Source organism: Amycolatopsis sp. CB00013, assembly GCF_001905755.1.
Taxonomy (GTDB): domain Bacteria; phylum Actinomycetota; class Actinomycetes; order Mycobacteriales; family Pseudonocardiaceae; genus Amycolatopsis; species Amycolatopsis japonica.
Genome location: NZ_LIWC01000005.1, coordinates 334,024 through 345,804, shown reverse-complemented (window position 1 = coordinate 345,804; position 11,781 = coordinate 334,024). Strand labels below are relative to the sequence as shown.

The window sequence follows — 11,781 nt, the reverse complement described above, 5'->3', positions numbered from 1 at the left end:
ATGCGGGTGTGGCTATGTGGGCTGGTCGTGGGCGTGGTGGCGCTGCTCGGCGCGTGTTCCGGGGGTGGGCAGGGGCGAGGCCAGGTGGTGCCCCCGGCGACGACTTCGCCGACGACCCCGACGACGGCTCCGGCGACGACCGGTCCGGTCACGACGGCCTCGCCGCAGACCCCGGCGACCACCACGACCCGGATCACCCCCGAGACCACACGGACCACCACCACTTACCGCGCACCGACGACCGCGAAGCGCCCGACGACCCCGCGCCGCTCCACTCCCACCCGCAGACGCTGACGACCCCGGGCGCTTTCACGCGGATGAAAGCCGCGTGAAAGCCGCGTTCCTAACCTCTTCGAAGGGGCAGGGACGAGAGGGGATCGCGTGGGGTACGAAGTCGATCCAGCGAAGTTGCTGGACGTGAGTGACGAGCTCGGGACCATCGGTACCGGGCTTCGGTCGGTGAGCGGGCAGGTGGCGCACACCGTGGTGGCGCAGCCGGACTTCGGCGGCGACCGCTACCAGGGACACGGTGCCGCGTACGTCGCCGCGAACGGGGAACTGGCGACTGTCGCCGTCCGGCTGGTCGGCGACATCGACGAGATCGCCAGCTTGCTGCGGGAGTCCGCCGGTGTCTACGGGGACACCGAGTCGGACTTCGCGTCACGGCTCGACGCCCTGCGTGACAGGGGCGAGTGATGGCCTGGTGGGACGAGGCCAAGGCGAGGTACCGGCCGGCAGGGGAGAACGGCCAGGTCAGCCCGACCGACGAGGAGATCAGGGCGATCCTCGACGACCCCGGCGTCTCCGACGAGACGAAGCGGGAGCTCATCGCCGCGTGGAGCTACGACTACGCGACGGGGTACATCTGGGGTGACGTCCTCATCCAGGAACGGACCGGGTACGACCCGGACACCGTGCCGGAAGAGGTCAAGGAGTACATCGAGGAATACGACGCCCAGGAGTACGTGGACAACTACGCCGCGAACGCCATCAACAACGGCGCCTTGAGTCAGGCGGTCAACGACGCCGCGACCATCGCGACGTACGGCGAGGAGCATCCCGGTGGCCCGGGCGCGCTGCCCGGATCCGGCAACCCGAGCGCGGACATGCAGGCCGCGATCGACCAGGCGGAGCACGAGCGCAGGTACGCGGACGACCTGGACGAGCAGCGAGAGAACGCCCATCGGCTCCAGTCCTATGCGGACAACCTGAAGGCGACCGGCGGTTCCGGCGCCGCGAGCTCGAAGGAGATCTTCGACTCCGGCGAGGTCGGCCTGGACTTCTTCAAGCTGTTCTGGGGGAAGTACTGCCGATACCGAAGCGGGGGAGGCGGATCGAGGGCGGCCTCTCGTGGTTCGGGCGATGGCGGCACGTCCTTGACCGGAAACCCGTTCGCGGACAAGTGGATCTTCAAGGCCCGGTACGGCGAGCAGCGTGAAGTGGAGTTCAAACGCATCCGCCTCCAGGCCGACCAGTACGTACAGGCGGCCGGCCGCCTGCAGCACCATGTCGACGAGCTGATCACGGCCCAGGGCGACTTGTTCGCCGAATGGGAGGGGGAGGCCGCGGACACCGCGTCGTCGCGCTACGACGACGCGGTGGACCGGGCCAGGGCCTTGATGAAGGAGCTCGACAACGCAGGCAAGGTGCTGACCGAGGTCCGCGGCGCGCTGGAGCAGCTGTGCGTGACCAAGGCGCAGACCGTGAACGGCCTGTTCTCACCGGCCATCAACGGGATCGTGCCGGACATCGTCGACCGGCTGGTCACGGTCGCCAAGGGAGGGGCGAGCGACGAGGACATCCTTTATGTGGCCTCACAGTTCGGCATTCCGGCCGACCAGGAGTGCCTGAACATCAGCGACGACGTCAAGGCCGAAGTCCGGCAGTCGGCGTCCGAGTGGTGCGACGGCAACCTGGTGCCGGTGGTGGAGACGAAGGTCGAGGCGTTCTGGGACGTCTGCGACGCCACCGACGAGGGGTTCGAGGAGATCCTCGGTGTGATGCGGGAAATGCTCGAACAGGGCGCGCGGGAAAGTGCCGGCGGGCGGCGGGAGGTGATGCCGCGATGACGGGGGAGGAGCGCATCGAGCGGATGCGCGAGCGGTTCGCCGACCGGATCGAGGGCAACCGGCACCGGATCGCGGTCAGGGCCGAGCGGTGCTACGCGGCGGAGAGGGCCGGCGCGGAGCGATCCGCGGCCCTGACACAACGCTGGCACGAGCGCGTCGCCGCGATCCGGCGCAGGGCGGAAGACCGTCGCAACGCCTTCGCGCCACCGAGTTCACGGAGGCCCCGGCAGTTCGATTTCGAGCCGGACTGGGACGACGATCCGGGCCCTCGGCGGTCTGGGATGTCCCGATAGTGGCTTCGCGACCCACGGAACCCGTTCAGCCGTGGCCAAAACGGCTGAGCTTCGCCCGGATTTCGGCGGCCTGAGGGACGTCGAGGTCGCGGTAGAAGTCGAGTACTCGCAGCCAGTGACGGCGGGCCTCGTCGTGCTCGTCCCGTTCAGCGTGGACGTCACCGATACCGGCGTGGGCGTGCGCCAGTTGCTCGCGGTGGCCCGCCTCGGTGGCCACGGCCAGCGCGTCGCCGTAACTGTGGAGGGCTTCGGCATGCCGTCCCGCGGCCGCGTGGGTGGCGCCGAGCGCGTTGAGGGCCTCGGTGATCAGTTCCGTGTCACCGATGGCACGAGCGAGTGTCGTCGCTTCCTCATGGTGGCGCAAGGCCTGTTCGCCGTCGCCCTGGCGCCGGTGCACCACTCCCAGAACCCTCAGGCAGTCGGCTTCCTGAGTGCGAAAACCAGCGGCCCTGGCGAGGGCCAAACCGCGCTGAGCGTGGTCGAAGGCATCGTCGTCGTGTCCGCTGTGGAGATACACCTTGGCCAGGAGGTTGACCGCGTTGCATTCGATGTGCTCATCGTGATTTTCCTGGCACAGGGCGAAAGCCACGTCGAGGTGTTGCTTGGCTTCTTCGGGAAGGCCGAGGCTCAGCAGGTTCTGCGAATGGTTGATCCTGACCGCGCAGTGCAGATACCAGCTTTCGTCCGGGTCGGTCAGCGAGAGTGCTCGCTCGAATCTGCGATGGGCCTCCTCCAGCTCACCCTTCTTCCCGTACACACAGCCGAGAAAGCTCAGCGTCGCGGCCTCGAACCCCTCGTCCCCGGTGCGCTGGAACGCGGCCATCGCCCACTCGAGATGGTCGATCGCTTCGCGGTCCCGGCCCCTGCGGGACATCGTGACACCGAGCGCGCGTCGCGCTTTCGCTTCCGCGCGTTCGTCTTCCAGCTCGCGGGCGGCGTCGACCGTACGAGTGTGCAGGGAATCGGCATCGTCGTAGAAGCCGCCGGTGTCAAGGTAACGCCACACGGTCTCCGACAGGTGGATCACCGACGCCGGTCCGCCGTGCCCGCAGACCTCCAGCAGGTTGGCCCGCTCGGCGTCGAGCCAGCGCCACGCGTGGTCGTAGGTCGAGAACGCCGGTGCTTCCCCGTGGGGTGCGGGCGCTTTCGGCCTCGGGGCGTAATCGTCTCGCGCGATGACGTCCATCGCGGCCGAGGCCGTGAACAGGTAGTGGTCGAGCAGCCTGCTCGACGCCGCTTGGCGTTCGTCCGCGCTGTCGGTGGATTCGGCGAGTTCGGCGGCGTACGCCCGCAGCAGGTCGTGGGAACGGTAGCGGCCGTCGGGGGACTGATCGACGAGATGGGCCCGCCGTAGCACGTCCAACGCGCGGCGCGTCTCCCGCGGCCCGGTACCGGCGAGGGCCGCCGCCGCGTGGTCGTCCGTGTCGTGTCCGGGGTGCAGGCCGAGCAGCCGGAACATCCTGGCCGCCACCGCGTCCAGTTTCCGGTACGACCACGAGAACACGGCGCGCACGGCGGTCTGCGGATCACCGTCGACGTCCAGCAGATCGAGAGCGTCCTGCTGACGGGAAAGCTCGTCGACGAATTCACCGAGGCCGCGCGCGGGCCGTGACCGGATCAGCTCGGCGGCGATCCGCAGGGCCAGGGGCAGCCGGGCGCACCGTTCCACCAGCGCGGCGGCGGCTTCGGGTTCGGCGTCCACCCGGTCGGTGAGCAGTTCGCGGAGCAGGACGCGGGCGTCCTCGCCCGGCAGCCGATCGAGATCGAGCCGGTGGGCGCCCTCGCGCGCGACGAGGCCGGCCAGCGCGTCGCGGCTGGTCGCCACCACGAAACAGGACGGGCTACCGGGCAACAAGGGGCGCACCTGCTCGACCGTGCGGGCGTTGTCCAGCACGATCAACATCCGGCGCCGGGCGACGAGGGTGCGGAACCGCGCGGCGCGCTCGGCGAGGTCCTGCGGAATCGCCGCACCGTCCAAATCCAGCGCGCGCAGGAAGCCCGCCAGCGCGTCTTCCGGCGAGACCGGCTGGTCGGGGCCGTAGCCACGCAGATCGACGTACAGCTGGCCGTCGGGGAACCGGTCCCGCACCCGGTGTGCCCAGCGCACGGCCAGCGCCGTCTTGCCCACTCCGGCGGTTCCGGCGACAGCCGAGACCACCGCGGTCTCCCCGGTGGCGAGGAGGCCGTCGAGCTCCGCGAGTTCGGCGTCCCTGCCCACGAAACCGCGCACATCCACCGGCAGCTGAGCGGGAACGCTCGCGAGCGGGGCCTTCTCGTCCGGCCCCAGCGACTCTCCCGCGAGGATGCGCTGGTGCAGTTCACGTAACTCCGGCCCCGGGTCCACGCCGAGTTCTTCGACGAGCGTGTCCCGTGCCGTGCGATACGCCTGCAACGCTTCGGCCTGCTGCCCGGCGCGGTAGAGGGCGGTCATGAGCAGGCCGTGCAGCCGCTCGCGAACCGGATACCGGCGCACCAGCTCCGTCAGTTCGCCGATGATCGCCGCGTTCAGCCCGCAGGCGAGTTCGGCCTGGTAGAGCGTCTCCAGCGCGACCGACCTGAGCTCGGCGAGCCGCTGCGCCCAGTCGGCGAGCAGCGGGACGTCCACGTCGCGGAACGGGTCGCCCTGCCACAGGCCCAGCGCCCCGCGCAGGACGTCGACCGTCCTTTGCGGATCCTCGTCCGCGACTTCGCGCGCTTCCTCGAACAGCGAGGCGAACCGCTCCGAGTCCAGCTCACCCGGCAGCACCCGCAGCCGATAGCCCGCCTCGCCGAACGACAGCCGCTCCGGCTCCGCGAGCAGCCCCCGGAGCCGATGAACATGCAGTTGCAGCCTCTGCGCGTGCCGAGGGTCTCGCCGGTCGCCCCACAACGCGCCGGTCAGCACGTCCACCGGCACCGGCTGGTTCGCCCGCGCGAGCAGCACCCCGAGCAGGACGCCCTGCAGCCTTCCCGCCGGCGCCTCGTCCCGCCCGTCGCGTCGGACCCGCAGGGGACCCAGCACCTGAAACTCCACCGCACCCTCCCCGCAGGCCGATCACCGTCACCAGTGTGGCGCACGGGGGCGGGCGAGGGCGGACCTACCCGTCGCGCCAGTGCCGCAGGGTTCCCATTTTGTATTCGCGGATACCGTCCCAGGCGAAGAAGATCACCGTTTTGAATCCGACGTATCCTTCGGGCCAATCGAAGTCGCACACCTTGGTGGTTCCACCGCCCGAATGGTTGTAACACGTCCAAAGCCGCGGGGTTCCGTTGACGGTCATCTGCACCCGGGCCATGACCGGATTCCCGTCGGCACAGTGGTCTCGCACCGTGACGCGGTCCCCGTTCAGCGTGACCCACGCGTCACCCACGGATTTGCGTTCATTCCAGCAGTTCATCGAGGTGGCCATGCTGACAGGTCCGACGTCGATGCTGTCGGCGCCCGCCGCCGCGGCACTGGCGTTCGTGGCGAGAACCTGCGACAAAAGAATCAGCGCTGTCGCCGCGACCGGCGTGACAAGGCGCGAAAAACGGGCCATGGTGTTCCCTTCGAATTCGGAAATCGCTTGCCCGACGGTAGATCGCGCCCGGCACTGGGCACAGGGGTCATTCGAACCACCGTTCGTGACCGCGGGATGCGGGCCCGCTACGGTTACCGTGCGGGGCCGACCTTCCAGGGGGACGAATGAGCGAGACGTTGGACGAGACCGTCGCGGGCATCATGGCCGGGGTCAGCACGACGATCGCCGAAGACGACAGCATGTTCGCGGGCAACAACACCGAGCACTACATGAGCGTGTCCAGGGACGCCTTGCGTGCGGTGCTCGCCGCATTGCAGGTCACGGGGCGGCCGGTACCGAAGCGGGTCTTGGACTTCGGGTGTGGTTACGGCCGGGTGATGCGTTCGCTGCGGGCCGCTTTCCCGGCGGCGGAGCTGATCGGGTGCGACATGGACCAGGCGGCGCTGGCCGGTTGCGCGGAGGCGTTCGGCGCGCGGGCGGTGATCGGCGCCCCTGATGTCGACGACATCGAGCAGGTGACCGATGTGGACCTGCTGTGGTGCGGTTCGGTGCTGACTCATCTCGATGCCCCGAACTGGGGTCCGCTGCTGCGCTACTTCTCGCGCGCGCTGGCTCCCGGCGGCGTCGCGGTGGTCACCACGCACGGCCGCCGGGTGGCGATGCGCGCCGAGGCGGGCAAGGACTACGGGCTGGACGCTCGTGCCACCGACCGCGTGCTCGCCGCGTACAAGGCGTGCGGGTTCGGCTACAACGACTACGCGGGCAACGACGGTTACGGCATCTCGCTCAGCTCGCCCGGCTGGGCGGTGCAGCGCGCCCTGGAGGCTCCCGGCCTGCGTCTCGCCGGGTACGACGAGGCGGCGTGGGATCGCCATCAGGACGTGATGGTGCTGGTGAAGGACGCCGACGAGCTCCTGAAGTCCGACCTGTAAACCCCTGCCCCGTATCAGCTGTCCGTGAAGGCCTCCTTGAGGGACGCCCGTTTTGCTTGCCCGCTGGTGTGGGTCGAGCTTGAGGGGTTCGGGACGTCGAACGTCCTGGCTCCTCCACGCTTGGATTCGTTGATGAAGGATTTGGGACAGTGAACGTCCCAATTCCTTCATCGACAACGCTCGCACCGGTCTGGAACGAAGCGATTCCTGCCCGCGCACGGGTCAGACGCAGATCAACGAATCACGGACTTTGCCGCGTCCGCACCCTGTGCGATACCCTACGGGGGTAAAGTAACTCGAACCGAAGGGTGAAGGCGGATGGACACCACCGTGTACACGGTCAAGGGCATGACCTGCTCGGGCTGTATGAACAAGGTGACGACGGCGGTGAACGGTCTGGCCGGGGTCAGCGACGTGGACGCGGACATCGCGACCGGTGAAGTGACCGTCGTGAGCGAGGGGCCGGTCGACGCGCAGCTGGTGCGATCCGCGGTCGAAGAGGCGGGCTACGAGGTGGTCGGCTGAAGGCGATGGCCGACAACGGAGCCGAACCGGCTGTCGCCATAAGGTCGTGGACAACGGGCCGTATCAAGTGAAGAAGTCGTTCTGCGACGGAGCCCATGTCCGGACCGGGTTCACGGCGACCAGGGCGGAATGAGAAGCGGGCGGGTGACGTGAGGTCACCCGCCCGCTCTTTTGTGCCGAAGGGTCAGGAGCGCACCAGGCGCGCGATCGCTTCGGAGGCTTCCCGGATCTTCCTGTCCGCCTCGGGGCCACCCTTCGCGGCGGCTTCGACGACGCAGCCCGCCATGTGCCGCTCGAGGAATTCGAGCGAGAACGATTGCAAGGCGCGGGTTGCCGCGGAGACCTGCGTGAGGACGTCGATGCAGTACTTGTCCTCCTCGACCATCTTCTGCAGCCCCCGGATCTGCCCCTCGACGCGTCGCAGGCGTTTGAGCTGGCGCTCCTTGTCGTCGCCGTGATCGGCCACGCTCACTCCTCGAGTCGGGATTCGCGGACGTCCCAATCATGCCCGCCCGGGGGTGGTGCGTCGAAGGCGGCTGCCGTGCGAGCGGGTGGTGACATACGCCACCGGGGTATGCGTATTGCCCTACCCCCCTAGGGTATGTAGAGTCCTCCTCGGGAGGTCGAGATGCACGGATACACGCAAGGCAAGGACGAATACCTGACCCGGCTACGGCGGATCGAAGGACAGATCCGGGGCCTGCAGCGAATGGTCGAAGAGGACAAGTACTGCATCGACATCCTCACGCAGGTGTCCGCGGCCACGAAGGCGTTGCAGTCGGTGTCGCTCGGGTTGATGGACGAGCACCTCAGGCACTGCGTGTCCGACGCCATCGCCAAGGGCGGCGACGAGGCCGACGAGAAGATCAAAGAGGCGACCGATGTCATCGCCCGCCTCGTGCGTTCCTGAAGCACCGCAACGAATCCGGAGGAGAACAGAAATGAGCGAGACCACCTACACCGTCACCGGCATGACCTGCGACCACTGCGTCCGTTCCGTCACCGAAGAGGTCGGCAAGATCGACGGCGTCACCGGCGTCCGCGTGGATCTGCCCACCGGCGCGGTGACCGTGACCGGCTCCCGGGAGCCCGCTGTCGCGGATGTGCGCGCCGCCGTCGAAGAAGCCGGATACGAGCTGACCGCCTGAGCCGCGGTTCGCTCCCGATCGCGGGCCACGGCCCGCACTAAGGACTTCACGATGAACACAGTTGCGAAGCTCTCCGCCTACGGTGTGGCGCTTGCCCTGGTCGCCGGTGGCGCCTGGGCCGCAGGCACCGCTGTCGGTCCTTTCGCCGGCGCGGCCGGCCTTCCCGGCGGCGAGGACGCCGGGCATGGGGACGCTCACAGCGGCACCGTCGCGGAGGCGGCGCCGACCGACGAGCCCGGCGGGCTCGCGTCGTCCAGGGGCGGCTACACCCTCACGCCCACCACCACGACGCTCACGCCGGGGACGAACCAGCCCTTCTCCTTCAGGATTCTCGGCCCCGACGGCGCACCGGTCACCGCGTACGACGTCGAACACGAAAAGCGGATGCACCTGATCGTCGTCCGTCGCGACACGGCGGGATTCCAGCACGTGCATCCCGAACTCGCGCCCGACGGCGTGTGGAGTGTCCCGCTGGCCCTGCCCGAGGCAGGCAGCTACCGCGTCTTCGCGGACTTCAAGCCGACGGGCGGCTCGGCCTCGACACTCGGTGTCGACGTCGCTGCCGCGGGTGAGTTCAAACCCGTCGAGCACCAGCCCTCACGTGTCGCGAACGTCGATGGCTACCAGGTCCGCCTGGACGGCGAGCTGGCGCCGGGCAAAGCGTCGAAGGTGACCTTGACGGTGACCAAGGACGGCCGTGACGTGACCGACCTGCAGCCGTATCTGGGCGCCTACGGGCATTTGGTGGCGTTGCGCGGTGGCGATCTCGCCTACCTGCACGTCCACCCGGACGGCGAGCCCGGAGACGGCCGCACGAAACCCGGCCCCACGGTGACCTTCTTCGCCGAAGTCCCCTCGGCCGGGACCTACCGGCTGTTCCTGGACTTCCAGCACCAGGGCAAGGTCCGCACCGCCGAATTCACCGTCGCCACCGCGGGCACACCCGCCCCGGCCGCTTCGGCGCCCCAGAACCAGACCCCACCCCCGGCGGCCGGCGACGGCCACGGCGGACACGGCTGAGGCCGAGCCGGAAAGGAGTGACCACGATGACTTCCGATCTGGACCAGGCCACCACGGCCGAGGTCGAACTCGCGATCACCGGGATGACCTGCGCGTCGTGCGCGATGCGCATCGAGAAGAAGCTGAACAAGCTGGACGGCGTCACCGCCACGGTCAACTACGCCACGGAGAAGGCGAAAGTCACCTACAGCGGGGACATCGAACCCCAGCGGCTGATCGAGCAGGTGGAGGCGGCCGGTTACGCGGCCGCCCTGCCCGCTCCGCCGAAGCAGGAGCAGCCGGACGGGCCCGCCGAGGAGGCCGACCCGATCGCGCCGTTGCGGCAGCGGCTGATCGGTTCCGCGGTGCTGTCGGTGCCGGTGATCCTGCTGGCGATGGTGCCGGCGTTCCAGTTCATCTACTGGCAGTGGATCTCGCTGACGCTGGCCGCGCCGGTGCTGGTGTGGGCGGCGTGGCCGTTCCACAAGGCTGCGTGGGCGAATCTGCGCCACGGCGCGGCCACCATGGACACCCTGATCTCGATGGGCACGCTCGCCGCGTTCCTGTGGTCGCTGTACGCGTTGCTGTTCGGCAGCGCGGGGACGCCGGGGATGACGCACGCCTTCGAGCTGACCGTCGAGCGGATGGCCGGGGACGGCAACATCTATCTCGAGGTCGCCGCCGGGGTGATGACGTTCATCCTCGCCGGACGGTACTTCGAGGCGCGGTCCAAGCGCCGGGCCGGTGCCGCGCTGCGCGCGTTGCTGGAGCTGGGCGCGAAGGACGTCGCCGTGCTCCGTGACGGCAAGGAAGAGCGGATCCCGGTCGACCGGCTCGTCGTCGGGGACCGGTTCGTGGTCCGGCCGGGGGAGAAGATCGCCACCGACGGCGTGATCGCCGAAGGCAGCTCCGCCGTCGACGCGAGCATGCTGACCGGTGAGAGCGTCCCCGTCGAGGTCGGGCCCGGCGACGCCGTGGTCGGCGCGACGGTCAACGCGGGCGGGCGGCTCGTCGTCCGTGCGACACGGGTCGGCGCGGACACGCAGCTGGCGCAGATGGCGAAACTGGTGGAGGACGCGCAGACCGGCAAGGCGCAGGTCCAGCGGCTGGCCGACCGGGTTTCGGGTGTGTTCGTGCCGATCGTGATCGCGCTCGCCGTCGGCACGCTGATGTTCTGGCTCGGGGCCGGTGGTTCGGTCGCGGCGGCGTTCACCGCGGCGGTGGCCGTGCTGATCATCGCCTGCCCGTGCGCGCTGGGGCTGGCGACGCCGACGGCGCTGCTGGTGGGCACCGGACGGGGCGCACAGCTCGGGATCCTGATCAAGGGCCCGGAAGTGCTGGAGTCCACACGCTCGGTCGACACGGTCGTGCTCGACAAGACCGGCACCGTGACCACCGGACAGATGTCGCTGGTGGCGGTCCACGTCGCCGAAGGTGTCGACGAGGAGACGACGCTGCGCTTGGCCGGTGCGCTGGAGAACGCTTCGGAGCACCCGATCGCGCAGGCCATCGCCCGTGCGGCGCGGGAGCGGGTGGGCGAGCTGCCCGCCGTCGAGGAGTTCACCAACGTCGAAGGCCTTGGCGTGCAAGGGATCGTCGACGGAAAGGCGGTGCTGGCCGGACGCAGCGCGCTGCTGGAGGAGTGGGCGCACCACCTGCCGCCGGACCTCGCGGAGAAGAAGGCGTCCGAGGAGAAGGACGGCCGCACCGCGATCGCCGTCGGCTGGGACGGGAAGGCTCGCGCCGTCCTCGTCGTCGCCGACACGGTGAAGCCGACCTCCGCCGAAGCCATCACGCAGCTGCGGGCGCTCGGTCTGACCCCGGTCCTGCTCACCGGGGACAACGAGGCCGTGGCCCGTGCGGTGGCCGCGGAGGTCGGGATCACCGAGGTGATCGCGGAGGTCCTGCCCAAGGACAAGGTCGACGTGGTCAAACGGCTGCAGGGCGAGGGCAAGGTGGTCGCGATGGTGGGCGACGGCGTCAACGACGCGGCCGCGCTGGCGCAGGCCGACCTCGGCCTGGCCATGGGCACCGGCACGGACGTCGCCATCGAGGCGTCGGATCTCACCCTCGTCCGCGGTGATCTGCGGGCGGCGGTGGACGCGATCCGGCTCTCGCGGCGGACGCTGCGCACCATCAAGGGCAACCTGTTCTGGGCCTTCGCCTACAACGTCGCGGCGCTGCCACTGGCCGCGGCGGGGCTGCTCAACCCGATGATCGCCGGCGCCGCGATGGCGTTCAGCTCGGTCTTCGTGGTGACGAACAGCCTGCGGCTCAAGGGATTCCGCAGCACGGCGAGCCTCCGCTGACGTTGC

Annotated in this window: 13 protein-coding genes; 10 read left to right on the top strand and 3 right to left on the bottom strand. The window is 69.3% G+C overall.

What is annotated here, in order from left to right:
- The 4 genes from AMK34_RS31820 (at nt 1) to AMK34_RS31805 (ending at nt 2,362) form a co-directional block, all read left to right on the top strand.
- Nucleotides 1–294, top strand: a complete 294-nt coding sequence (locus tag AMK34_RS31820; protein WP_143202677.1) for a hypothetical protein — start codon at nt 1–3, stop codon at nt 292–294.
- Between the two features lie 87 nt (nt 295–381).
- On the top strand, nt 382–696 hold the full coding sequence (locus tag AMK34_RS31815) for a WXG100 family type VII secretion target (protein WP_073847811.1): 315 nt from the start codon (nt 382–384) through the stop codon (nt 694–696).
- Nucleotides 696–2,069 (top strand): WXG100 family type VII secretion target, encoded by a 1,374-nt coding sequence (locus AMK34_RS31810; RefSeq protein ID WP_073847810.1) that lies wholly within the window; start codon nt 696–698, stop codon nt 2,067–2,069. The genes AMK34_RS31815 and AMK34_RS31810 overlap by 1 nt, the downstream gene beginning before the upstream one ends.
- A complete protein-coding gene (locus tag AMK34_RS31805) occupies nt 2,066–2,362 on the top strand; it encodes a hypothetical protein (protein ID WP_073847809.1) in 297 nt (98 codons plus the stop codon). The genes AMK34_RS31810 and AMK34_RS31805 overlap by 4 nt, the downstream gene beginning before the upstream one ends.
- A 25-nt stretch (nt 2,363–2,387) precedes the next feature.
- Here AMK34_RS31805 and AMK34_RS31800 read toward each other — a convergent pair whose 3' ends face one another.
- Both AMK34_RS31800 and AMK34_RS31795 read right to left on the bottom strand, forming a co-directional pair.
- The gene (locus tag AMK34_RS31800; RefSeq protein WP_073847808.1) at nt 2,388–5,375 is read right to left on the bottom strand and encodes an AfsR/SARP family transcriptional regulator; all 2,988 of its coding nucleotides are present in this window, start codon (nt 5,373–5,375) and stop codon (nt 2,388–2,390) included.
- 64 nt (nt 5,376–5,439) lie between these two features.
- Nucleotides 5,440–5,880 (bottom strand): hypothetical protein, encoded by a 441-nt coding sequence (locus AMK34_RS31795; protein ID WP_073847807.1) that lies wholly within the window; start codon nt 5,878–5,880, stop codon nt 5,440–5,442.
- Between the two features lie 146 nt (nt 5,881–6,026).
- Between AMK34_RS31795 and AMK34_RS31790 the strand changes: the two genes are divergently transcribed.
- Nucleotides 6,027–6,794 carry a class I SAM-dependent methyltransferase gene (locus AMK34_RS31790; protein WP_073847806.1) on the top strand — a complete coding sequence of 256 codons (768 nt, stop codon included), beginning with the start codon at nt 6,027–6,029 and terminating at the stop codon, nt 6,792–6,794.
- A gap of 318 nt (nt 6,795–7,112) precedes the next feature.
- A complete protein-coding gene (locus AMK34_RS31785) occupies nt 7,113–7,319 on the top strand; it encodes a heavy-metal-associated domain-containing protein (protein WP_073847805.1) in 207 nt (68 codons plus the stop codon).
- A gap of 184 nt (nt 7,320–7,503) precedes the next feature.
- Here AMK34_RS31785 and AMK34_RS31780 read toward each other — a convergent pair whose 3' ends face one another.
- Nucleotides 7,504–7,785 (bottom strand): metal-sensitive transcriptional regulator, encoded by a 282-nt coding sequence (locus AMK34_RS31780; protein WP_143202676.1) that lies wholly within the window; start codon nt 7,783–7,785, stop codon nt 7,504–7,506.
- 162 nt (nt 7,786–7,947) lie between these two features.
- On the opposite strand from AMK34_RS31780, the gene AMK34_RS31775 reads away from it, so the two are divergent.
- Genes AMK34_RS31775 through AMK34_RS31760 form a run of 4 tightly spaced genes read left to right on the top strand, consistent with a single transcriptional unit; the run spans nt 7,948 to nt 11,775 of the window.
- Nucleotides 7,948–8,229 (top strand): metal-sensitive transcriptional regulator, encoded by a 282-nt coding sequence (locus AMK34_RS31775; RefSeq protein WP_037346488.1) that lies wholly within the window; start codon nt 7,948–7,950, stop codon nt 8,227–8,229.
- Nucleotides 8,230–8,260: 31 nt separating this feature from the next.
- Nucleotides 8,261–8,467 (top strand): heavy-metal-associated domain-containing protein, encoded by a 207-nt coding sequence (locus AMK34_RS31770; protein ID WP_037346490.1) that lies wholly within the window; start codon nt 8,261–8,263, stop codon nt 8,465–8,467.
- Between the two features lie 51 nt (nt 8,468–8,518).
- A complete protein-coding gene (locus AMK34_RS31765; RefSeq protein ID WP_073847804.1) occupies nt 8,519–9,487 on the top strand; it encodes a hypothetical protein in 969 nt (322 codons plus the stop codon).
- Between the two features lie 26 nt (nt 9,488–9,513).
- Nucleotides 9,514–11,775, top strand: coding sequence for a heavy metal translocating P-type ATPase (locus AMK34_RS31760; RefSeq protein ID WP_073848008.1), 2,262 nt, complete (start codon nt 9,514–9,516; stop codon nt 11,773–11,775).
- Nucleotides 11,776–11,781: the final 6 nt, after the last annotated feature.